This window comes from Methylobacterium sp. JK268 (assembly GCF_054052225.1).
Map to the genome: position 1 here is coordinate 87,619 of NZ_JBSVZN010000035.1, position 22,738 is coordinate 110,356.

General features: G+C 71.7%; 21 protein-coding genes and 1 pseudogene. 10 read left to right on the plus strand and 12 right to left on the minus strand.

The window, feature by feature from the left end:
• Positions 1-24 precede the first annotated feature (24 nt).
• The 9 genes from ACW9J6_RS28265 to ACW9J6_RS28305 form a co-directional block, all read right to left on the minus strand.
• A complete protein-coding gene (locus ACW9J6_RS28265) occupies positions 25-609 on the minus strand; it encodes an acyloxyacyl hydrolase (protein WP_457119675.1) in 585 nt (194 codons plus the stop codon).
• Positions 610-795: 186 nt separating this feature from the next.
• Positions 796-1,839: a transporter gene (locus tag ACW9J6_RS28270; protein ID WP_457119676.1), complete on the minus strand. Its 1,044-nt coding sequence runs from the start codon at positions 1,837-1,839 to the stop codon at positions 796-798.
• 2 nt (positions 1,840-1,841) lie between these two features.
• The gene (locus ACW9J6_RS28275; RefSeq protein ID WP_457119677.1) at positions 1,842-3,482 is read right to left on the minus strand and encodes an inorganic phosphate transporter; all 1,641 of its coding nucleotides are present in this window, start codon (positions 3,480-3,482) and stop codon (positions 1,842-1,844) included.
• Between the two features lie 195 nt (positions 3,483-3,677).
• Entirely contained in the window at positions 3,678-4,352 is a 675-nt protein-coding gene (locus ACW9J6_RS28280; RefSeq protein WP_457119678.1) for a hypothetical protein, read from the minus strand.
• A 145-nt stretch (positions 4,353-4,497) separates the two neighbouring features.
• Positions 4,498-5,979 (minus strand): amino acid permease, encoded by a 1,482-nt coding sequence (locus tag ACW9J6_RS28285; protein WP_457119679.1) that lies wholly within the window; start codon positions 5,977-5,979, stop codon positions 4,498-4,500.
• Between the two features lie 124 nt (positions 5,980-6,103).
• A complete protein-coding gene (locus ACW9J6_RS28290; RefSeq protein WP_457119680.1) occupies positions 6,104-6,349 on the minus strand; it encodes a hypothetical protein in 246 nt (81 codons plus the stop codon).
• Between the two features lie 209 nt (positions 6,350-6,558).
• Positions 6,559-7,503, minus strand: a complete 945-nt coding sequence (locus ACW9J6_RS28295) for a hypothetical protein (protein WP_457119681.1) — start codon at positions 7,501-7,503, stop codon at positions 6,559-6,561.
• Positions 7,504-7,580: 77 nt separating this feature from the next.
• Positions 7,581-8,255 (minus strand): alpha-ketoglutarate-dependent dioxygenase AlkB, encoded by a 675-nt coding sequence (locus ACW9J6_RS28300; RefSeq protein WP_457119682.1) that lies wholly within the window; start codon positions 8,253-8,255, stop codon positions 7,581-7,583.
• A gap of 43 nt (positions 8,256-8,298) precedes the next feature.
• A complete protein-coding gene (locus ACW9J6_RS28305) occupies positions 8,299-9,204 on the minus strand; it encodes a LysR substrate-binding domain-containing protein (protein WP_457119683.1) in 906 nt (301 codons plus the stop codon).
• 169 nt (positions 9,205-9,373) lie between these two features.
• Here ACW9J6_RS28305 and ACW9J6_RS28310 point away from each other — a divergent pair, with 169 nt between their 5' ends.
• The 9 genes from ACW9J6_RS28310 to ACW9J6_RS28350 all read left to right on the plus strand — a co-directional run bounded on the left by ACW9J6_RS28310 (position 9,374) and on the right by ACW9J6_RS28350 (position 18,149).
• Positions 9,374-10,411: an ABC transporter substrate-binding protein gene (locus tag ACW9J6_RS28310; protein WP_457119684.1), complete on the plus strand. Its 1,038-nt coding sequence runs from the start codon at positions 9,374-9,376 to the stop codon at positions 10,409-10,411.
• Between the two features lie 245 nt (positions 10,412-10,656).
• A complete protein-coding gene (locus ACW9J6_RS28315) occupies positions 10,657-11,730 on the plus strand; it encodes an ABC transporter ATP-binding protein (protein WP_457119685.1) in 1,074 nt (357 codons plus the stop codon).
• Between the two features lie 38 nt (positions 11,731-11,768).
• Complete coding sequence (locus tag ACW9J6_RS28320; RefSeq protein WP_457119697.1) at positions 11,769-12,644, plus strand: ABC transporter permease; 876 nt, start codon at positions 11,769-11,771, stop codon at positions 12,642-12,644.
• The gene (locus ACW9J6_RS28325) at positions 12,641-13,465 is read left to right on the plus strand and encodes an ABC transporter permease (protein ID WP_457119686.1); all 825 of its coding nucleotides are present in this window, start codon (positions 12,641-12,643) and stop codon (positions 13,463-13,465) included. Before ACW9J6_RS28320 ends, ACW9J6_RS28325 begins: the two co-directional genes overlap by 4 nt.
• 17 nt (positions 13,466-13,482) lie before the next feature.
• Positions 13,483-14,622 carry an NAD(P)/FAD-dependent oxidoreductase gene (locus ACW9J6_RS28330; RefSeq protein WP_457119687.1) on the plus strand — a complete coding sequence of 380 codons (1,140 nt, stop codon included), beginning with the start codon at positions 13,483-13,485 and terminating at the stop codon, positions 14,620-14,622.
• 326 nt (positions 14,623-14,948) lie between these two features.
• The gene (locus ACW9J6_RS28335) at positions 14,949-15,245 is read left to right on the plus strand and encodes a (2Fe-2S)-binding protein (protein ID WP_457119688.1); all 297 of its coding nucleotides are present in this window, start codon (positions 14,949-14,951) and stop codon (positions 15,243-15,245) included.
• Complete coding sequence (locus ACW9J6_RS28340) at positions 15,242-16,660, plus strand: FAD/NAD(P)-dependent oxidoreductase (protein ID WP_457119689.1); 1,419 nt, start codon at positions 15,242-15,244, stop codon at positions 16,658-16,660. Before ACW9J6_RS28335 ends, ACW9J6_RS28340 begins: the two co-directional genes overlap by 4 nt.
• A complete protein-coding gene (locus ACW9J6_RS28345) occupies positions 16,657-17,772 on the plus strand; it encodes an NAD(P)/FAD-dependent oxidoreductase (RefSeq protein WP_457119690.1) in 1,116 nt (371 codons plus the stop codon). Before ACW9J6_RS28340 ends, ACW9J6_RS28345 begins: the two co-directional genes overlap by 4 nt.
• A gap of 29 nt (positions 17,773-17,801) precedes the next feature.
• Entirely contained in the window at positions 17,802-18,149 is a 348-nt protein-coding gene (locus ACW9J6_RS28350; protein WP_457119691.1) for a RidA family protein, read from the plus strand.
• Between the two features lie 377 nt (positions 18,150-18,526).
• Here the strand turns inward: ACW9J6_RS28350 and ACW9J6_RS28355 are convergent, their stop codons facing one another.
• Entirely contained in the window at positions 18,527-19,243 is a 717-nt protein-coding gene (locus ACW9J6_RS28355; protein WP_457119692.1) for a PhoH family protein, read from the minus strand.
• Between the two features lie 390 nt (positions 19,244-19,633).
• Positions 19,634-21,991, minus strand: a complete 2,358-nt coding sequence (locus ACW9J6_RS28360) for an ATP-dependent helicase (protein ID WP_457119693.1) — start codon at positions 21,989-21,991, stop codon at positions 19,634-19,636.
• 159 nt (positions 21,992-22,150) lie between these two features.
• On the opposite strand from ACW9J6_RS28360, the gene ACW9J6_RS28365 reads away from it, so the two are divergent.
• Positions 22,151-22,411, plus strand: coding sequence for a hypothetical protein (locus tag ACW9J6_RS28365; protein ID WP_457119694.1), 261 nt, complete (start codon positions 22,151-22,153; stop codon positions 22,409-22,411).
• Between the two features lie 203 nt (positions 22,412-22,614).
• On the opposite strand, the pseudogene ACW9J6_RS28370 reads toward ACW9J6_RS28365, so the two are convergent.
• Positions 22,615-22,738 (minus strand): annotated as a pseudogene (locus ACW9J6_RS28370) (IS110 family transposase); the annotation flags it as partial.

The window sequence follows — 22,738 nt, forward strand, 5'->3', positions numbered from 1 at the left end:
GGTTAAGGTGAGGCCGACCCCGGCTCAGAACGTGTAGGCGATCTTCCCGCCCACATTGGTCAGGCCGCGGTTGTTGACGCAGAGCCCGGCATTCGACTGGTGCTCGATCGTGGCGAGCACGGCCCAGTGCGCGTCGATGCGGAAGCCGACCGAGGCGGCCTCGCGGAACAGCGGCGAGCAGCCGAGCGCGTTGAAGTTCACCGGAACGAAGCGCCCGGTATTGCCGTCGTGGAAGGAGCCGCCGAAGAAGCCCTCGACGAAGATCCGGTCGGTGACGTCGAAGGTCCAGGTCGCGCCCAGATAGGCGTAGCTGGTGCGGCCGGCCGTGTTGTAGCTGCCGCCGACGGTCGGACGCGGGATGAACTGGTTCCAGAACGGGTCGGGCGTGAGGGTCGGCTTGGCGAGCAGCACCTCGCCGACGACGTTGCCGCTGCCCCGCTCCGGGCTCCAGGGATCCTGGGCCGAGCCGCCGATGCGCAGCTCGGAGACGATGCTCAGCGGCTGCACCGGCGCGGTGTAGGCCGGCACCGGCGCCGCGAGGTCGGCGGCCGGGGCGCCGGAGCCCATGGCGATCGTGAGTGCCGCGAGGCCGAGGAGCGTGGAACGCATATCGTGCAAGACCCGAAACGCTCCGTCTAGGAGCGTTGCATATCCTAGCGGTTGCAGACCGCCGCCGTCTCGGCACGCGGCGGGACCGGTTTTGATTTCCGCGTGTTGCGGCGGGGCGGCCACACCCGGACCGCGACCCGGCCCGCACAGGCGATGGCGCGGGGCGGCCGGAGGACACGCCGGCCGTCAGCGCCGCGGCGCCTTCAGGCCCAGGAAGCGGATCACCAGGTAGACGATCACGGCCGAGACGGCGGCGATCGCCAGCGCGATCGTCGTCCCGTCCTCGTAGTCGCTCAGGTAGAGCCCCTTGGTGTTCATGCCGAAGAACCCCGTCACCAGGGTCGGCGGCAGGAACAGGGCGGTCAGCACCGAGAGGGTGAAGAGCTGGCGGTTGGTCTCCTCGGCGAGCCGGTCGGAGAGCTCCTCCTGGAGCAGGCGGCTGCGCTCGGCCATCGCCACCATGTCCCGGTCGAGGGAATCGAGGCGCTGGGCGATGCGGGAGGCGGTCGCGAGTTCCCGGTCGGCCAGCCCCTCGACGGCCCCGTCCTGCTCGAAGCGGTGGAACACCGCCCGCAGGCCGAGGAGCTGGCGATGGAGCCGCACCGCGTCGCGGCGGATCGGGCCGATCCGCCGCCGCTCGTCGCGGGCGGCCTCGTCGATGATGTGGTCCTCGATCGCGTCGAGTTCCTCCGACAGGGCGGTGCCGCGCTGCGCGATCGCCGTGACCACGTGGCCGACCAGCGATTCGAGGAGGCGGATCGGCGCCTGGATCGGCTCGCCCTCCTGGGCGGCCTCCCGGGTGGCGTCGGGCGCGACCACCGGGTGGCGGCGGCCGCTCACCAGGAAGCGCGGGCCCATCACGAAGTGGAGCCGCCCCGCCGGGTCGGGCTTGGCGGCCTCGCGGTCGCGGACGAGATCCGCCACCACGCCGCCCACGAAGCCGCCCTCGACGGCGATGCGCTGGTGCTCGTCGCGCGCGAAGGCCGCGGCGGCGAGCCGCGGCGGGCCGAGCCGGCCCTCCGCGATCATGCCCTCGATCCGCGCATCGACGAGGTTGAGGTGCAGCCACAGGAAGCCCTCGCCGAAACTGCCGAGGTCCGGCAGGGCCTCGTCGCGGGAGACGGGGCGGCCGCGCCCGGTCTCGTCGAAGACCATCGCGAAGAGCAGGCCCGGAAGGGTCGGCTCGTCGCAGAGGAGGCGCGGGGTCGCCGCGGCCGCCGTGGCGGTCATCGTCAGAACACGCGGACGAAGATCGCGTAGAGCACGCCCGAGAGCAGCATCGCCACCGGCAGGGTGAGGATCCAGGCCATGGCGAGGTTGCGCAGGGTCGAGACCTGCAGGCCCGAGCGGTTGGCCGCCATGGTGCCGGCCACGCCGGAGGACAGGACGTGGGTGGTCGAGACCGGCAGGCCGTACATGTCGGCGGCCGCGATGGTCGTGGCGGCGACGAGCTCGGCCGAGGCGCCCTGCGCGTAGGTCAGGTGCGTCTTGCCGATCTTCTCGCCCACCGTCACGACGATGCGCTTCCAGCCCACCATGGTGCCCAGCCCGAGCGCGATCGCCACCGCGACCTTGACCCAGGTCGGGATGAACCGCGTCGCCTCGTCGAGGCTCTTCTTGTAGGCGTTCAGCGTGCCGACCTCGGCGGCCGAGAGCTCGCTCTCCTTGTCCTTCATCAGGAAGCGGATCGCCTCCGAGGCGAGGTACATGTCGTTGCGGGTGTTGCCCACCACCTCGGCCGGGACCTTGGCCAGCGAGCCGTAGCGGTCGATCTGCCCGGCGATGTCCTTCACCAGCACGGCGAGCGACGGGTAGGTGCCGCCCTCGATCTTGTGGGCCGAGACGTAGGCGGTCACCGCCGGGCGGGGGTCGCCGATGATGTCGTAGCCCGCGGCCTTCGTGGCGATGACGCCCGAGGCCGCCTGCGAGGTCAGGCGGAACTGCGCCAGGGAGGAATCCGGCAGCGAGCGGTTGAGGGCGTAGGCGGTGGGCACGGTGCCGATCAGGATCAGCATGATCAGGCCCATGCCCTTCTGCCCGTCATTCGACCCGTGCGCGAAGGACACGCCCGTGCAGGTGGCGATCAGCAGGCCGCGGATCCACCACGGCGGCGGCTCCTTGCCCTTCGGCTCGGCGTAGAGGGCGGGGTTGCGCACCACGAACTTGAGCACGAGCAGGAGTGCCGCGGCGGCCATGAAGCCGACGAGCGGCGAGAGCAGCAGCGACCAGCCGATCTCCGTCGCCTTCGACCAGTCGACGCCGGAGGTGCCGTCGCGGCCGCGCATCAGGGCGTTGGCGACGCCGACGCCGATGATCGAGCCGATCAGCGTGTGCGAGCTCGAGGCCGGCAGGCCGAAGAACCACGTGCCGAGGTTCCAAATGATCGCCGCGATGAGCAGCGCGAACACCATCGCGAAGCCGGCGCTCGACCCGACCTGCAGGATCAGCTCCACCGGCAGCAGGCTGACGATGCCGAAGGCCACCGCGCCCGAGGAGGTCAGAACGCCGAGGAAGTTGAAGAAGCCGGACCACACCACCGCCACGTTGGCGGGCAGCGAGTGCGTGTAGATCACGGTCGCCACCGCGTTGGCGGTGTCGTGGAAGCCGTTCACGAACTCGAAGCCCAGCGCGATGACCAGCGCCACGAAGAGCAGGAGGAAGGGCAGGTAGGTGACGACCGCGGTCCCGGTCTCGGTGACGTCGAGTCGGATGCTGTAGGCGACGTAGAGCAGCGCTGCCCCGAGCACCGCCAGGAAGATCACGGCGGCGAGGCCGGAGGTCCGCCCGTCGAGGTTCGGCCGTCCCTCCGGCGAATGCTGCGTTCCCGAAGGACCCGACAACGAGCCCAAGTTGCCGATTGCCGAATTCGACATCGCCGCTCCCCCTATGGTGAAGGGACTCTGCCACGCGTCCCCGCCGGGACCCTGATCCCGGAGGGACGACACTCGTGTGACAGGCGGCGGGGCGGGATTTCACTTCCGCTCCCCATGGGCATGCTGTCCACGGCGCCGGCGCGGAGATCCCGCCGGCGACGGCCGGCGCGGGGTCGCTCCCGCGCCGGCCTCGGCTCACTCCATCATGTTCATGAGGTCGCCGACGCGCATGTCGCGGATGGAGTCGAGGGACATGCCGCCCATCCCGCCCATGCCCTGCATCCCGCCCATCATGCCGCCGATCTGGCGCATCCAGTAATTGGCCTGCCGCATGGCCGAGCGGCTCTGCGGCCCGCCGAGCCCCCCGAGGCCGCCGGGCACCCCATAGCCGCCCGCGTAGCGGCGCCGGCCCGCGACGTGGCGCGCCGGGCGGTGCAGCATCGCCATGCGGCCGTCGCGTCGCATCGCCATCCGGGCCGGGGCGGCGCGGGAGGCGGCGAAGCGGGGCGTGGCCTGGGCCGCGAGGGCGCGGGACGCCATCGGCCGCGGCGTCGCCCGCGCGGCCGTCCGGCTCTCCGCCAGGCGGCGGGGCGTCGCCCGCGCGGCGAAGCGGGGCGTCTCCGGCCGCGGCGCCGCCGCCTGCCGGGTCGCGCCCTGGGCCTCGTTCATCACGGTCCGGCAGGCGGGGCTCAGATTCGCGGATTCCCGCCGCAGGCAGGCGGTGATCGCCCCCACGTTGGGGATCGCGGAGGCGCAGAGGCGCCACGCATCCGACGTGCAGGCGGCCCGCTGCTGGGCGGTGCCCTGCGCGAAGGCGGGCGGTCCGGTGAGCAGCAGCGCCACCACCGCGACGATCGAAGAGGATCTCATGGACATGTTCCTCCAACCCGGGAGACAGACAGCTTCGTCGAAGAAGCCGTCTTTGTCTCGCCCCTCGCCAGTCGTGAGGCAGTGTGACGCCGCACGCCGGCTGGATGCTCTTTGCGATTCGGGTCGAGGACTGGTCGATTCGGGTTCAGGGGGCCGGATGCGCGCGGGCGGCGTCGCGGCCGACCCGGCTGTGCCGGCGGCTGTAGCCGAAATAGATCGCGAGCCCGATCGCCAGCCAGATCACGAGGCGCAGCCAGGTCTCGCCGTCGAGGGAGGCCATCATGGCGAGGCAGACCACGATGCCGGCGATCGGCACGAGGGGCACGGCCGGGGCGCGGTAGCCGCGCGGCTCGTGCGGGTGGGTGCGCCGCATGATGATGACGCCCGCGCAGACGATCACGAAGGCGAGCAGCGTGCCGATGCTCGTCATGTGGCCGAGCTGGCTGATCGGCAGGAAGCCCCCGAGCAGGCCGGTGAAGACCATGAAGACGAGGTGCGAGCGGTAGGGCGTGCGCCAGGCCGGGTGGATCGCCGCGAAGACCTTCGGCAGCAGCCGGTCCTGGGCCATGGCGTAGAACACCCGCGACTGGCCGTAGAGCAGCACCAGCATCACGGTGGTGAAGCCCGCGATGACGCCGAGCGTCACCAGCACCTGCAGGAAGGGGAACGGGGTCTGGGCGATCGCGGTGGCGACCGGGGCGGCGTCGCCCTTCATGGCGTCGTAGCGCACGAGGCCGGTGAGCACCGCCGCGAAGGCGATGTAGAGGACGGTGCAGATCGCCAGCGAGCCGAGGATGCCGACCATCATCGTGCGCTGGGGGTTCTTGACCTCCTGGGCCGCCGTCGAGACCGCGTCGAAGCCGATATAGGCGAAGAACACCACGCCCGCCGCCCGCATGATCCCGCTCCAGCCGTACTCGCCGAAGCTGCCGGTGTTCTCAGGGATGAACGGCACGTAGTTCTGCGCCTTGACGTAGAACAGCCCCACCCCGACGACGGCGAGCACCACCGCGACCTTCACGACGACGATCACGGCGTTGACCCGGGCCGATTCGCGCACGCCGCGGATCAGCAGGAGCGAGATCAGGCAGAGGATCAGCACGGCGGGTAAATTGACGAGGCCGGTCGTGGCGGTGCCGTCGGCGAGCTGCACCGTCTCGAAGGGCGAGTGGAGCAGCCGGGGCGGCAGGGCGATGCCCCAGCCCTGCAGCAGGGTGGCGACGTATTTCGACCAGCTCACCGAGACGGTGGCGGCCCCCACCGCGTATTCGAGGACGAGGTCCCAGCCGATGATCCAGGCCACGAACTCGCCCATCGTGGCGTAGGCGTAGGTGTAGGCGCTGCCCGAGACCGGGATCATGCTGGCGAGTTCGCTGTAGCACATGCCCGCGAAGGCGCAGCCGAGGGCCGCGATGGCGAAGGAGATCACCACGGCGGGGCCCGCATGCTCGGCCGCCGCGATGCCGGTGAGCGAGAACAGGCCCGCCCCGATGATCGCCCCGATGCCGAGCGCCACCAAGCTCCAGGCGCCGAGGCTGCGCTGGAGCCCGTGCTCCCCCGCCGCCGCGTCCGCGTTCAGCCGCTCGATCGGCTTCGTCCGCAGCAACCCGCCCGCCCCCTCGGCCATCTCCGCCTCCCAATCCGGATCAGCGCGCGAGGATCGTTGCCCGCCTGATCATCAGCGTAGAACGCGCGAGCTGCCGCAAAGGTCAATGACGTGCGGACGGCGATGCCGGACGCGGAGCGGGCACTCAGGCCGGGGCGAGGACCGGATCGGCCGCGGCCTCCTCGACCTCCTCCGCCGCCTCGTCCCAGGGCGTCCGGGCCGGGCCGCCGAGCCGGGCGAGCAGGGCCTCGATCTCCTCCGGGAAGACGCCGCTGCGGTCGAGGCCGAAGGCCGCGTCGAGGACCGGGGCGAAGCTGTCGATCAGACGGGAGGGGTCCCCCTCCGCGGCAGGCCGGGCGGATGGCTCGGGCGGGAACGCGGGGGCGAGCATGGCGGGGGCCGCTCCGGGACGCGCGACGCCGCGCGCCGGGAGCGGCGCGGGGGCGGCGACGGTCGGTGTTCGATGAAGCGGGACTATAGGGCGGCCGGATGAACGGCGGCTGACAGATCCCGTCCGGCGCCGGTCAGGCGAGGGCCGGAGACGGTTTCTTCACAGGTCCCGCGGTGCCCTCCGGAGGGGCCTCTCGGAGGCGGGGCGCCTCACGGGAACTGGATGGCGTCCACCACCTGCCGGAAGCGCGGCAGCAGCTTCTCGCGGTCCTCCGCCCGCACCACGCCGACCGCCCGGAAGTAGCCGTCGGGCTTGAAGCGGATGGTCTGCGAGACCACCACGGGCGTGCCGGAGGGAACGTCGGTGGCCCGCGCGACGATCTCGTGCCAGTCGGCGCCGTTCTGCCGGAAGCCCTGGGAGCGCTCGATGGCGAAGTCCTTGAGGGTCTGGTTGGAGTAGAGCGCCGCCTTGGCGAACGCGTCGCGCTGGTCGGCGGGAAGCGCGGGCTGCACCGCCTCGGCGAGGACCAGGATCGGCTGCTCCAGGCTGGCCATCTGGTCCTTGGGCCCGTCGGTGTAGAGGACCGAGTTGCCGGCGAGCACGCGCACGGGCCGCAGGCCCGCGGTGTCGGTGACCCGGAACGGGAGGGCGGAGACCTGCTGGTCGAGGCTCAGCGCCGGGCGCAGCTTCACGCTGGTGAGCATCTTGCGCATGGCCTCGTCGGTCTCGCTGCCCGGCAGCATCTGGCCGATGACGAGGCCGGTCACGGTCGGATCGGCGACGAGCATCACCCACTTGGCGATGGTGGGCGCGCCGGGCTGCTCGATCGGCTGCTCGCCGGTGAACAGGATGCCCTTGGTGCCGCCGTCGAGGGCGAGTTCCTCCCGGTTCTTCACGGTGAGGCCCTGGGCCTTGAGGCTCTCCGCGGTGAAGCTCGCGGTGAGCGCGGCGTAGTCCTGCGGCGGCAACTCGACCACCGAGACGGTGGCGCCGCCCCCGGGCCGCTCGAAGCCGGTGAAGCGCCGCGACACCTGCATGTCCTGGATCGGCTCGAAGCCGAAGCGGGAGCCGGGCGGGAACACCGCGTCGGCGGCGCGGGCCGCTCCCGACAGGGCGAGGCTCACGAGCAGGGCGGCGAGGACGCGCAAGGACATGGTCGCGATCTCCTGCGGCCGGCCTGAGGGGCCGGCCGGGTCTGGCGGGCGATGGGTCGGCCCGCGGCCCGCCGCTGTCAAGCGGAGACCCGTCGCAGGGTGAGGTTGAGGCGGCCCCCGGGCGGCACCGCCGGCAGGGGCGGGGCGGCGAGGAGGTCGGGGGCTTCGGCGAGGATCCGGTCGACGCCGTGGAAGATCAGCCGCGAGGCCCCGCCGATCACCAGGGCGTCGCCGCTGCGCAGCCGGATCGACCGCGTCGCGTCGTCGCGCCGCGCGCCGCCGTAGCGGAACAGGGCGGTCGCGCCGAGGGACAGGGACAGGACGGGCGCGGCGAGGTCGGCCTCGTCCCGGTCCTGGTGCAGGCCCATGCGGGCGCCCGGGGCGTAGAGGTTGACGAGGCAGGCCTCCGGCGGCCGGGCGTCGCCGGCGAGGTCCGCCCAGGCGGCGAGGAGGGCGGGCGGTATCGGCGGCCAGGGGGCACCGGTCTCCGGGTGCCGCGGCTGGTAGCGGTAGCCGGCGCGGTCGGAGACCCAGCCGAGGGGTCCGCAATTGCTCATGCGCACCGAGAACGGCTTGCCGCTGCGGGGCATGGTCGGGGTGAAGGGCGGCGCGGCGGCGAGCAGGCCCGCGAGGTCGGCCGCAAGCGCCGCCTGGCGGGCGGCGTCGAGGTAGCCCGGATGGTGGATCAGGCCCGGGGCGAGTTCGATCAGGAGGGGTCTCCGTGGCGGGGGCGGCGCGGCGGAGGCTAGCATGGTCCGGACGCCGAGGACGAGGCGGCGGCACCGCGGGCGGCCGCTAGCCGGCCGGCCGCTCCGCCGCGAGCGCCCGCCGCACGGCCTCCACGAGGTCGAGCGCCACCGGCGAGGGGCTGCGCTGGGGCGGGAACACCGCGGCGAACTCGAAATCGACCCGCGGCGCGAAGGCGCGCGCGACGACGCCGCGGCCCTGATATTCCCGCGCCGTGAAGGGATCGCACAGCCCGACCGCGATCCCGGACGACACGATCCCGCACATGATCTCCGACAGGCTGGTCTCGATCCGCAGCACCCGCCGGACGTCGTCGCGCTGGAACGCCTGATCCACGAGGTGCCGCCCCGTCGAGCCGGCGGTGAGCGACACGAAGGTCTCGCCCTGGAAGTCGCGCGGCTCCAGCAGCGCCTTCGCGGCGAGCCGGTGCCCCTCCGGCAGGACCGCGACCCGCGCCACCGGGGGCAGGCGCCGGATCGGCAGGCCCGGATGGGCGATCGGCAGCTCGGCGAAGCCCACGTCGCACTGGTTGTTCAGCACCCAGTCGATCACGATCGGCGAGATGACGCCGAAGAAGGACAGGTTCAGGTTCGGCCGCTCCATCAGGAAGCGCCCGGCGAGGCGGGGCAGGTAGCCGTTGGCGAGCGCCGGCAGGGCCGCCACCCGCAGCGATCCGGTCCGGCGGCTGCGGATCTCCTCGGCGCTGGCCGCGATGCGCTCCAGGCCCACGAAGGAGCGCTCCACCTCCGTGTAGAGGGCCGTCGCCGCCGCGGTCGGGACGAGCCCGGTGCCCCGCTTCTCGAACAGCGGCATGTTCAGCACCGCCTGGAGGTCCCGCAGCAGCCGGCTCACCGCGGGCTGCGTCACCCCCATCCGGGCCGCCGCGTCGGTGACGCTGCCGGTCAGCATCATGGCCCGGAAGGCCTCGACCTGCCGCAGGTTGATGCGTGCCATCCCGCCCCCGAACCATAACAATTCCACATCAACAGCGTGCCATTATGCATTGGACGCTGAAAGCCCTCCTCGGCAGGTTTTGCCTTGTTCGAGGGCATGGCGCGTTCCTGGGCAATCTCACCGCTCCCGGGACCAGCGCCGGATGCAGGCGCGAGGAGATCGGTCCGACATGAAGCAGCTTGGCCTCCTGACCGCTGCCGGCCTGCTGGCCCTCGCCGGGTTCCTCGGCCCGGCCCGGGCCGAGCCCCCGGTGCTCTACGTTGCGGGCTACGGCGGCTCCTTCGAGAAGACCATCCGGACGGACGTGATCCCGGCCTTCGAGAAGGCCCACGGCGTCCGGGTCGAGTACGTCTCCGGCAACTCGACCGACACGCTCGCCAAGCTGCAGGCCCAGAAGGGCAACCAGCAGATCGACGTGGCGATCGTCGACGACGGCCCGATGTACCAGGCCATCGACCTCGGCTTCTGCGGCAAGGTCGAGGGGCTGCCGGCGGGCGACCTCTACGACCTCGCCCGCTTCAAGGACGACCGCGCGGTCGCGACCGGCCTCGTCGCCACCGGGCTCATGTACAACACCAAGGTCTTCGCCGAGCGGGGCTGGGCGCCCCCGACCTCCTGGAACGACCTCAAGGACCCGAAGTACCGCCAGCAGCTCGTCATCCCGCCGATCAACAACACCTACGGGCTGAACGCGCTGCTGATGCTCGCCCGCATGAACGGCGGCAGCGAGCGGAACGTCGATGCCGGCTTCAAGATCTTCAAGACCGACATCAACCCCAACGTGCTCGCCTACGAACCGTCGCCCGGCAAGATGACCGAGCTGTTCCAGTCGGGCCAGGCGGTGCTGGCGGTCTGGGGCACCGGCCGGGTGCAGTCGCTGGCCGCCACCGGCTTCCCGGTGGACTTCGTCTACCCGAAGGAAGGAGCGGTGACGCTGCTCACGGTCGCCTGCCCGATCGCCAAGCCGAACGCCTCGCCGCTCGCCTCCGCCTTCATCAAGGCCCTGCTCGATCCCAAGCTGCAGCTCCTGATGCTGAAGGAATACGGCTACGGCCCGGTGCTGAAATCGGTCGAGGCGCCCCCGGAAGTGGTCAAGATGGCCCCGGTCGGCGCGCGCGCCGCCGCGCTCTACACGCCGGACTGGTCGATCATCAACGCCAAGCGCGAGGAATGGACGAAGCGCTGGAACCGCGAGGTCGAGCGCTGATCGCACCGCCATCCCCCCTGTCCCGGACGACTGAAGCGTCAGCGGACGGAGATCCGGGAACCAGCGCAAGGACTCGCCGCGAAGCGGCGCCGCATGCCGGCACCGTTGCAGACAAGCGGTCGCTTCGCGTCTTCCTGTGCTGGTTTCCGGGTCGCATTCCGCTGACGCTGCATGCGCCCGGAAAAGAGTGGTGAGGCAGCGTCGAACCCTCCGCCCCCCGGCCCCTTCCGAGCCCCGGACAGACCATGCCGACGGATTCCCACCCCACCCCCGCGCCGATCCTCGAACTGGAGCACGTCGCCAAGGCCTTCGGGGCGCATGTGGCGGTCGAGGATGTCAGCCTCGCCGTCGGGCGCGGCGAGTTCATCTCCTTCCTCGGCCCCTCGGGCTGCGGCAAGACCACGACGCTGCAGATGATCGCCGGCTTCCTGGCGCCCTCCCGCGGCGCGATCCGGCTGGAGGGGCGCGACCTCGTCGCGGTGCCGCCGGCCAAGCGCGGCCTCGGCATCGTCTTCCAGAGCTACGCCCTGTTCCCGCACATGACGGCGGCCGAGAACGTCGCCTTCGGTCTGGAGATGCGGGGCGTCAGACGGGCCGAGCGCGAGGAGCGGGTGCGCGCGGCCCTCGCGCTCGTCGGGCTCGCCGGTTACGAGGACCGCCATCCCCGCCGGATGTCCGGCGGCCAGCAGCAGCGCGTGGCGCTCGCCCGCGCCCTGGTGATCCGCCCGAGCCTGCTCCTCCTCGACGAGCCCCTGTCGAACCTCGACGCCAAGATGCGCGAGGAGATGCAGATCGAACTGCGCCAGATCCAGCGCAACCTCGGCACCACGACGATCCTCGTCACCCACGACCAGACCGAGGCGATGGCGCTCTCCGACCGCATCGTGGTGATGAGCAAGGGCCGGATCGAGCAGATCGGCACGCCGCAGGACACCTACGAGCGGCCGGCCTCCGCCTTCGTGGCGCAGTTCCTCGGCAAGACCAACGATTTCTCCGCCGCGATCGACCGCGCCGCCTCGCCCGCCCGGCTGGTCGCGGGCGACTGGAGCGCGCCCGCCCCGGCCGGGCTCGCGGGCGGGCCGGTGGTGCTGAGCGTGCGCCCGGAGCGGATCGGCTTCGGGGCGGCGGGCCTGCCGGCCCGGGTCGCGGCCCGGATCTTCCAGGGCAACCACTGGCTGTTCCAGTGCGAGACCGCCTGCGGCCCGGCCATCGTCATCCGGCCGAACGACGGTTCCCCCCAGCCCGGCGAGGGCGCGGCGGTCGGGCTCCTGTGGCGACCGGAGGATGCGAGCGTCCGTGCGGGCGGAGCGGCCCCGTGAGCACGGCCACCGCCGCCATCCCGGCCGCGCCCGACGCGGTGAGGCCGCGGGCGCGCCGCCGCGTCGCGCCCCTCGCCCTGCTGCTGCCGGCGCTGATGCTGTTCCTCGGCGTCGTGCTGGTGCCGCTCGCGATGACCGTGCTCCTGTCGTTCCACGACTGGGGCCAGTACAAGGGCATCGAGCCGGTCCTGGTCCTCAAGAACTGGCAGGAGATCGCCACCGACCCCTACTACGCCGAGATGTTCGGGCGGACCTTCCGCATCGCCCTCGTCACGACCGGGGTCACGGCGCTGCTCGGCGCGCCCGAGGCCTATATCCTGAGCCGGATGGATCGGCGCTGGCGGGGGCTGTTCCTGCTGCTGATCCTCGGCCCGCTGCTGATCTCGGTGGTGGCGCGCACGCTCGGCTGGGCGCTGCTCTTCGGGGGCAGCAACGGTCTCGTCAACAAGCTCCTGATGTCGCTCGGCCTGATCGGGGCGCCGCTGCCCTTCCTCTTCTCCGAGACCGGCGTGATCGTGGCCCTCGTCCACGTGATGATGCCCTTCATGGTGCTGTCGGTCTGGGCGGCCCTGCAGAACCTCGACCCGCAGATCGAGCACGCGGCGGCCTCGCTCGGCGCCGGGCGCGCCACGATCCTCACCCGCATCGTCCTGCCGCAGATCATGCCCGGCCTGTTCTCGGGCGCCATCATGGTCTTCACGCTCTCGGCGAGCGCCTTCGCGACCCCGGCGATCATCGGCGGGCGGCGCCTCAAGGTGGCCTCGACGCTCGCCTACGACGAGTTCCTGAACACCCTGAACTGGCCCCTCGGCGCCGCGGTGGCGGTGCTGCTGCTCGCCGCCCTGGTTCTGATCGTGGTCGGCGCCAATGCCCTCGTCGAGCGCCGGACCGGCGCCCGGGAGGCCGCCCGATGAGCCGCAACGGCCCCCTCGCCCTCGTGTTCCACGGGCTCTTCGTCGCCTTCATGCTGGCGCCGATCCTGGTGGTCTGCCTCGTCGCCTTCACGCCCGAGGGCTACCTGTCGCTGCCCACCGCCGGCCCGTCCCTGCGCTGGTTCCGGGCGATCGCGGACTACCCCGAATTCGTCCATGCCTTCTGGGTCAGCCTCGGGCTGGGCGCGCTCTCCTCCACGGTGGCGGTCGTCATCGCGGTGCCGGCGGCCCTGGCGTTGACCCGCTACGACCTGCCGGGGCGCGGGGCGCTCGCCGCCCTGTTCCTGTCGCCGCTGATGATCCCGCACGTGGTGCTGGGCGTCGCCTTCCTGCGCTTCTTCACGATGCTCGGCGTCGGGGGCACCTTCCCGGCGCTGATCGCCGCCCACGTGGTGGTGGTGTTTCCCTTCGCGTTCCGCCTCACGCTGGCCTCCGCGAGCGGCCTCGACCCGTCGATCGAGCGCGCGGCCCTGTCGCTCGGGGCGGGCGGGCTGACGCTGTTCCGCCGGGTGACGCTGCCGCTGATCCTGCCCGGCGTCGTCAGCGGCTGGGCGCTCGCCTTCATCCAGTCCTTCGACGACCTCACCATGACGGTCTTCCTGGCGGCGCCGGGCACCGAGACGCTGCCGGTGCGGATGTTCCTCTACATCCAGGACAACATCGATCCGCTGGTGACCTCGGTCTCCGCCTGCGTCATCGCCGTCACCATGGCGGCCCTCGTCCTGCTCGACCGCCTCTACGGGCTCGACCGCGTGCTCGCCGGCAAGGGCACAGGCATGGGCTCCGGCGATCCCGGAGCCTGACCCCGATGGGAGACACCATGTCCAAGGATTACGACGTCGCCGTCGTCGGCGGCGGCCTGCTCGGCTCGGCGATCGCCTGGGGCCTGGGCCGCCTCGGCCGGACGGTCGCCGTCCTCGACGAGGGCGACGCCGTCAAGCGCGCCTCGCGGGCGAACTTCGCCCTCGTCTGGGTGCAGAGCAAGGGGCTCGGCCTGCCCGCCTATACGGGCTGGACCGTGCGCGCCGCCCACCAATGGGGGAGGCTCGCCGAGGAGTTGCACGAGCAGACCGGCCTCGACGTGTCGCTGCAGCAGAATGGCGGCTTCCACATCACGCTGGGCGAGGCGGAGTTCGAGCGCCGCGCCGCGCTCGTCGCCCGGATGCACAACCAGACCGGCGCCGCCGATTACCGGATGGAGATGCTCTCCGCCGCGCAGGTGGGGGCGATGCTGCCGGGGATCGGCCCGGAGGTCTCGGGCGGCAGCTACTGCCCCCTCGACGGGCACGTGAATTCCCTGCGCACCTTCCGGGCCTTCCACGCCGGGATGCGGCTCTTGGGCGTCGACTACCTGCCCGAGCGGCCGGTGACGGCGATCGCCCGGACGGGGGCTGAGTTCCGGCTGACGACGGCGCAGGGCGAGGTCCGCGCCGGCCGGGTGGTGCTCGCCGCCGGCAACGCCAACCAGACCCTGGCGCCGATGGTCGGGCTCTCGGCGCCGATGGGGCCGACGCGGGGGCAGATCATCGTCACCGAGCGCACGGCGCCGTTCCTGCCGCACCCGCTCTCGACGATCCGCCAGACCGACGAGGGCACGGTGCTGGTCGGCGACAGCAAGGAGGACATCCTCGACGACCGCGGCCTGAACCACGGCGTCAACGCCGTGATGGCGGACCGGGCGCAGCGCACCTTCCCGCATCTCGGCCGGCTCAACGTCGTGCGGACGTGGTCCGGCATCCGGGTGATGCCGAAGGACGGCTTCCCGATCTACGACCAGTCGGAGAGCCATCCGGGCGCCTTCGTGGCCTGCTGCCACTCGGGCGTGACGCTCGCCTCCAACCACGCCTTCGACATCGCCCGCATGGTCGCGGCCGGGAGCCTGGAGTCGGACCTCACCGGCGCCTTCTCGGCGCGGCGCTTCGACGGCGACGCGGCCCGCACGGGCAGCGGCTATTACTAGAGGAACTGGCTGTTCCGGAGATCAGGATGGCCTGCCGTCCCCATCAAACGCCCCTTTTCCGGGGGCATGCAGCGACAGCGGAATGCAACCCGGAAACCAGCACAAGACATCGCGAAGCGACCGTCCGTTGCGACGGATTTGAAAAGCCGAGCCGCTTCGCGGTGATTCCTGTGCTGGTTTCCGGATCTCCTTCCGCTGGCGCTGCAGTCGTCCGGAAAAGGGGAAATTGTATTGAGGCAAGCGCCTTTCGACGTCGTCGGTCTGGGTCCGCTGTGCCGTTGAGAACCGATCCCAACGAGAGGGCTCAGGCAGCCCGGAGACATCCGATGTTCAAGCGATCCGAACAGGATACGAGGCGGCCGGTCCGCATCTTCGTCGAGGGAGCCGCGATCGAGGCACGGGAGGGCGACAGCGTCTCGGCGGCGCTCCTCGCGAGCGGCCGCGACGTGCGCCGCGCCACCGCGGTCAGCGGGGCGCCGCGCCTGCCCTACTGCATGATGGGCGTGTGCTTCGACTGCCTCGTCACCATCGACGGGATCGGCAACCGCCAGGGCTGCCTCGTGCCGGTGGCCGAGGGCATGCGGATCGAGATCCAGACGGGCAAGCGGGAGATCGGCCGATGAATACGGGTCCGCAGCGCGACGCCTACGACGTCGTCGTCATCGGCGCCGGCCCGGCCGGGCTCGCCGCCGCCGCCGGGGCCGCGCGGGCCGGCCTGACCGTGCTCCTCCTCGACGAGAATGCCGGGCCGGGCGGCCAGGTCTGGCGGTCGATCGGCGCGACGCCGCTCACCGCCCGGACGCAGCTCGGCCGCGACTTCTGGGCCGGCGAGCCCCTGGTCGCGGAGCTGCGGGCGAGCGGCGCCGAGATGATCCACCGCGCCACCGTCTGGAGCCTCGACGAGACCCTGGAGGTCGGCGTCTCGGTGGGCGGCGGCTCGGCCTTCGTCCAGGCGCGGCGGGTGATCCTGGCGACGGGCGCCCTCGAGCGGCCCTTCCCGATCCCCGGCTGGACGCTGCCCGGCGTGATGACGGCGGGCGCCGCCCAGACGCTGCTCAAATCCTCCGGCCTCGTGCCGGACGGGCGCACGGTGGTGGCCGGGCAGGGGCCGCTCCTCTGGCTCCTGACCGCGCAGATCCTGCGACTCGGTGGCCGGATCGAGCGCGTCCTCGACACGACCGAGCGCGCCAATCTCCGCGCGGCCCTGCCCCACGCGCTCGCCTTCGCGACCTCGCCCTACCTGCTGAAGGGGCTCGCCCTGATGCGGGAGGTCCGCGCGAAGGTGCGGGTGGTGGGCGGCGTCACCGACCTCGCGGCGGAGGGGGAGGGGCAGCTCGCCCGCGTCACCTACGCGGCCGGCGGCCGGCGGGAGACGCTCCCGGCCGACCTCCTGCTGCTGCACCAGGGCGTGGTGCCGAACGTCAACCTCGCCATGGCGGCCGGCGTCGCGCATCGCTGGGACGACGTCCAGCTCTGCTTCGCGCCGGTGCTCGACGCCCAGGGCGGCACCTCGGTGGACGGGATCGCCATCGCGGGCGACGGCGCCGGCATCGGCGGGGCCGAGGCGGCCGTGATCCGCGGCCGCCTCGCCGCGCGGGCCGCCGTCGAGGCCCTGGCGCCGGAGGCCCTCGACCGGCTGCAGCCGCTCGCCGCCCTGCGGGCGGCCCTCGCCCGGGCCGAGCGCGGCCGACCCTTCCTCGACGCGCTCTACCGGCCGGGCCGGCACTTCCGCGTCCCCTCCGACGACACCATCGTGTGCCGCTGCGAGGAGATCACCGCGGGCGACATCCGCCACTCCGTCGCCATGGGCGCCACGGGGCCGAACCAGCTCAAGGCCTACCGGCGCACCGGCATGGGACCCTGCCAGGGCCGGCTCTGCGGCCTCACCGTCACCGAGCTGATGGCCGAGGCGCGGGGCAAGACCCCGCAGGAGATCGGCTATTACCGCCTGCGCGCGCCCGTGAAGCCGATCGCGCTGTCCGAACTCGCCGCCCTGCCGAAGGACCGGGCGAGCACCGAGGCGGTAGTGCGCGGATGAACATCCTGCGCGATGCCATCGTGGTCGGCGGGGGCATCCACGGCTGCTCCACGGCGCTGCACCTCTGCCGGGCGGGCCTGCGGCCCGTGCTGATCGAGAAGGACCATGCCGGCCGCCACGCCTCGGGCGTGAATGCGGGCGGCGTGCGCCAGCTCGCCCGGCACGTGGCCGAGATCCCGCTCTCGCTCCGCTCCATGGACCTCTGGGAGCGGATCGAGGACCTCGTCGAGGACGATTGCGGCTTCGAGAGCCACGGCCAGGTGCTGGTGGCCGAGACGGAGGCGGAGTTCGACGCCTGCCGGGCGCGGGTCGCCGACCTGACCGAGCGCGGCTTCGGGCACGAGGAGCTGATCGGCGCCGCCGAACTGCACCGGCTGGTGCCGGCCGTGTCGGAGACCTGCCCGGGCGGCATCGTCTCGCGCCGCGACGGGGCGGCCCAGCCCGCCCGCACGGTGGCGGCCTTCCGCCGCCGGGCCGAGGCGCTCGGCGCCGAGATCCGCGAGGGCGTTCCCGCCGCGCGGATCCGCCGGGAGGACGGGCTGTGGAAGGCCGATGTCGGGGCCGAGACCTACGCGGCGCCGGTGCTGGTCAACGCCGCCGGGGCCTGGGCGGGGCGGATCGCGGCGGATCTGGGCGAGCCGGTGCCGGTCGAGACCGTGGCGCCGATGCTCATGATCACCTCGCGGGTGCCGGCCTTCATCGACCCGGTGGTGATCCTGCGCGGCCGCAAGCTCTCCTTCAAGCAATTCGCCAACGGCACCGTGCTGATCGGCGGCGGCCACCTCGCGGTGCCCGACGCGGAGCGCGGCACCACCCGGCTCGCGTGGCGCAAGCTCGCGGAGAGCGCCCGCACGGTGTTCGAGCTCTTCCCGGTGATGCGCGAGGCGACGATCCTGCGCGCCTGGGCCGGCATCGAAGCGAAGACGCGCGACGACCTGCCGGTGCTCGGCCCGAGCCTGCGCCACGAGGGGCTCTATCACCAGTTCGGCTTCTCGCTCCACGGCTTCCAGCTCGGGCCCGCCGCCGGCGCGGTCATGGCCGAGCTGATCGTCGCGGCCGGCACCCAGACCCGGATCGGCGACCTCGGCATCGGGCGCTTCCGGGCGTCCTGACCGTTCCTTTCCCCACACAGGAGATCCTGATGACCATCACGCGCAGCATCCGCACGCCGATCATGCACCGGGCCGTCGAGACGGGCGGCCTCGTCTTCGTGGGCGGCACGATCGCGGACGACACCAGCGTCCCGATGGGCGCGCAGACCGAGAACATCCTGGGCAAGATCGCCGGCTATCTCGAGGAGGCCGGGACCACCGCCGAGCGGATCGTCAGCGCGACGATCTTCGTGACCGACCTGTCGAAGAAGAAGGAGATGGACGCCGCCTGGACCCGGTTCTTCGGCGACGCCCTGCCGGCCCGGGCGACGGTGGGCGTCGCGGATCTGGGCGGCGGCGCGCTGATCGAGGTGGTGGTGACCGCCGCGAAGGGGTGAGCCCCACGCCATAACCCTCCCCCCTCTGCGGGCTCCGTGTAAACACAGCAGCCGAAAAATCCCAATGAAACAGGGATTTGCTCAAGCGCATCGTCGATGAGTCAGGCGCGGGGAACCCCTCTCCCGTGCGGGAGAGGGGCAGGGGTGAGGGTCCCGGACCCTTCAGAATTGAGCGTCGAGCGTCGTGCTGGCAGCGGGACGGTTCAGTCTTCTTGCTGAACCACCTGGACCCTCACCCCTACCCCTCTCCCGCACGGGAGAGGGGATCCCGCGATCCACCTTGCAGCCATCCTCGGCTTATTGCTGGATCACGCTTTCATGCTTCCGAGCACGATCTGTGCAGACGGTCGCGCAGAGGGGGAGGGTTCGGCGCGCCCCTACACCCGCGCCTCCTCGAAGGCCCGCACCCACTCGGCGCAGATGCCGGAGCGCACGATGTCGTCGAGGCCGAACTCGACGATCGGGATCGCCATCATCCGGCTCTTCACCAGGTGGATCACCGTACGCAGGCCCGAGGTCTCCCGCAGGTCGGTCTGCGACACGTCGCCGTTGATGATGACCTGGCAATCGTCGCCGATGCGGGTCAGGAACATCTTGATCTCGGCCGGGGTGGTGTTCTGGGCCTCGTCGAGGATCACCAGGCAGTTCTTGAAGGTCCGGCCGCGCATGACCTCGAAGGGAACGATCTCGATGTCGCCGGACTTGAGCGCGATGTCGAAGGCGCCGGCGCCCATGCGCTCCTTCATGGTCTCCGTGAGCGGAGCCACCCAGGGGGCGATCTTCTCTTCGAGGGTGCCGGGGAAGTAGCCGAGGGAGCGTCCCGAGGGGACGTTGGGCCGGGTGATCACCACTTTGGCGATGCGGCGCTGGCGGAGAAGGTCCGCGGCGCGGGTGCCGGCGATGTAGGTCTTGCCGGTACCGGCCGGCCCGAGAACGATGACTTGTGCGTGGGAACCGAGGGCTTCGAGATATTCGGCCTGGCGGGCCGTCATGGGTTGGATCGGCGGCGGGTTACGCTCCTCCTCGAACCGGGTTCTCTGCATCCGGATCGGGCGGTCTTCAACCAGTTCAAGTCGTGCGCGTCGTCTCTTCATAGATCAACACTCCCACTGGACTTGTGGTGCCGCGGTATCGTGTGCCCTCTCGTGTCCCTCGACCTCCTTCTGCTCGGTCAGCAGGTAAAATCCGTCACCCCGGACGGGTTCCAGGTCCGAATGACGCGGGCGGTGGACAAGTCCGCTTCGCGTCTACCGCAAGGGTATGACGTGAAAGGTTGACCAGCAATTCCCGCGCCGCGCCGCACAAGTCGGTTTTCGCGCCTGCACAGATTAGCTCGAGGTCTGTGTCGGAAATCACACAGGACGGCGGCGGGACCAGGTTCCGAAACACGATCCGGAGCGTCGTCGCGCCGCCGGATCCGGGAAACCAGATGTCCCAATGCACAGCCTCCGCCCGCGTGACGCAGGGACAGCTCCGGAACCGGATCAGGCCGGTTGCACGAAACTGTCGAGGACCATCTTCCGGCCGGCCTTGTCGAAGTCAACGGTGAGCTTGTTGCCATCGACCGCCGCGACCGATCCGGGTCCGAATTTCGTGTGGAAGACCCGCGCGCCGGCTACGTAGTCTGACGCCGCGCCGGTGGACTTGGCCACCAGGGTGCCCTCGATCTGCCGGGGGCCGCCGCGGCCTCCCCGGCCGCCGAAGCGATCGCCCTCGAAGCGCGTCTGGGCGGCACTGTTGGCCTGCGCCCGCTGCCAGCCCGGCGTGGCGTAGGAGGAGCCGAAGGGCGTCGGCTGCCGGTCGAAGCGCGAAGGGCCGTGCGAGAAGGTCGCCGGCGCGTCCACCACGTCGACGCTCGCCTCCGGCAACTCGTCGATGAAGCGGCTCGGCTGCGTCGTCGACCACAGGCCGTGGATGCGCCGGTTGACCGCGAAGGAGATCTTGGCGCGCTTGCGGGCGCGGGTCAGGCCCACATGGGCGAGGCGGCGCTCCTCCTCCAGGCCCGCCCGGCCGCTCTCGTCGAGCGCCCGCTGGTTGGGGAAGAGGCCGTCCTCCCAGCCCGGCAGGAACACCGTGTCGAATTCGAGCCCCTTGGCGGCGTGGAGCGTCATCAGGCTCACCCGCTCGCCGCCCTCCGCCTCGTTGGCATCCATCACCAGCGCGATGTGCTCCAGGAAGGCCGGCAGGTCCGGGAATTCCTCCAGCGAGCGCACCAGCTCCTTCAGGTTCTCCAGGCGCCCGGCCGCGTCGGCGGTCCGCTCCTTCTGCCACATCTCGGTGTAGCCGGATTCCTCCAGGATGGTCTGCGCCACCTCGGAATGCGGCTGGGTCTCCAGGAGCTTGGCCCAGCGTGCGAAGCTCTGCACCAGGGCCCGCAGGGTCGCGCGGGGCTTGGGCTTCAGCTCGTCCGTCTCGACGATCAGGCGGGCGGCGTGCAGGAGCCGCACGGATTGGCGGCGGCCGAGGCCATGCAGGGCCTGCAGGGTCGCGTCGCCGAGGCCGCGCTTGGGCGTGTTGATGATCCGCTCGAAGGCGAGGTCGTCGTCCGGGTTGGCGGTGAGGCGCAGATAGGCGAGCGCGTCGCGGATCTCGGCCCGCTCGTAGAAGCGCGGGCCGCCGATCACCCGGTAGGGCAGGCCGAGCTGCACGAAGCGGTCCTCGACCTCGCGCATCTGGGCGGAGGTCCGCACCAGCACGGCGATCTGCGCCAGGGAGTGGTCCTTGCCCTGCAGGCGCTCGATGGTCTCGCCGATGAGGCGCGCCTCCTCCTCGGAATCCCAGGCGCCCGTGACAGTGACCGGCTCGCCGGCCTCGGACTCGGTGCGCAGGGTCTTGCCGAGCCGGCCCTCGTTGCGGGCGATCAGCGTCGAGGCGGCGGCCAGGATGTGGCCCGTCGAGCGGTAGTTGCGCTCCAGGCGCACCACCACGGCGCCCGGGAAGTCGTGCTCGAAGCGCAAGATGTTGTCGACCTCGGCGCCGCGCCAGCCGTAGATCGACTGGTCGTCGTCGCCCACGCAGCAGACGTTGCGGCGCCCCTGCGCCAGGAGCCGCAGCCACAGGTACTGCGCGACGTTGGTGTCCTGGTACTCGTCGACCAGAATGTAGCGGAAGCGGTCCTGATAGTTCGCCAGGATGTCCGGATGCGCCCGCCAGAGCTTGAGGCAGAGGAGCAGCAGGTCGCCGAAATCCACCGCGTTCAGGGTGGCGAGGCGCTCCTGGTAGGCCGCGTAGAGCGCGCCGCCCTTGCCGAAGCCGAAGGCGCCCGCCTCGCCGGGCGGGACCTGGTCGGGGAGGAGGCCGCGGTTCTTCCAGCCGTCGATGGTCTGGGCCAGCGAGCGGGCGGGCCAGCGCTTCTCGTCGATGCCCGCCGCCTCGATCACCTGCTTGAGGAGCCTCAGCTGGTCGTCGGTGCCCAGGATCGTGAAGTCGGACCGGAGCCCGACCAGCTCCGCGTGGCGGCGCAGGATCTTGGTGCCGATGGCGTGGAAGGTGCCGAGCCAGGGCATGCCCTCGCCGGCCGCCCCGATCAGCGCACCGATGCGCTCCTTCATCTCCCGGGCGGCCTTGTTGGTGAAGGTGACGGCCAGGATGTCGAAGGGCCGGGCGCGGCCGATGGCGATGAGGTGGGCGATGCGGGTGGTGAGCACCCGGGTCTTGCCGGTGCCGGCCCCGGCCAGCACCAGGACCGGCCCCTCGGTCGCCTCGACGGCGCGGCGCTGCTCCGGGTTCAGCCCGTCCAGGTAGTGGGCGCCGGGAGGCGCCACGGCGGCGCGCGCGCGGGCGGCGATCGAGAGGGGGGCCTCCGAGGGGGGGGCTTGGGCCCCGGCAGCATCGCGAGTCATAGCAGCATCACTGGACCAAAACGCGAACGGCGTCGAGGGTGCGCGCCGCGAGTGCGGATGCGGTGGCGGAGAGACGCAGGGTTGCGTCGCCGGGAACCCCGCGGCCGTCCGGCGCGTCGGACCGGTATCTACGAACCGTCCGTAACCCGGAGTCACGCCATGCGCCGCCTGTCCGTCCTCTCTCTCCTCGCCGTCGCCCTCGCGGCGGGCCCCGCCCTGGCCCAGAGCCAGCGCACCACGACCCCCGCCGAGCGCACGGTCGACAGCCTCAACAGCTCGATGAACAGCCGCAGCGAGATCCGCGGCATCCAGGAGCAGAACCGCTTCGAGCAGAACCAGATCCGCGGCGACATCCAGCGTCAGCAATCGATGCCGGCGCCGCCGGCCGCGCCGGGGATCGTCGTCGGCCGGCCGCGCTAAGGCGGGTCTCCCGAACCCTCCCCCCTCTGCGGGGGAGGGTGCCCCGCGGAGCGGGGCGGGAGAGGGGAACCACGCTTCAGGATTGTTCGGGACCGTTCTGACGGGCGCTCACTGGATCGGCGTCGCGCCGGCCCCTCTCCCGGCCTGCTCCGCAGGCCACCCTCCCCCGCAGCGGGGGGAGGGTTGAGCGACTGTCTGGCGTGTCAAGTCTGGGCGGCGAGTTGGGCGCGGACATCACGGGCCTTGGCGTTGAGGCGCACGAGCAGCTTGTGGGCGAGAGCGATGCGGATGACCTTTGGGGGCTTTCCGGCTTGGCGCAACCGTTGG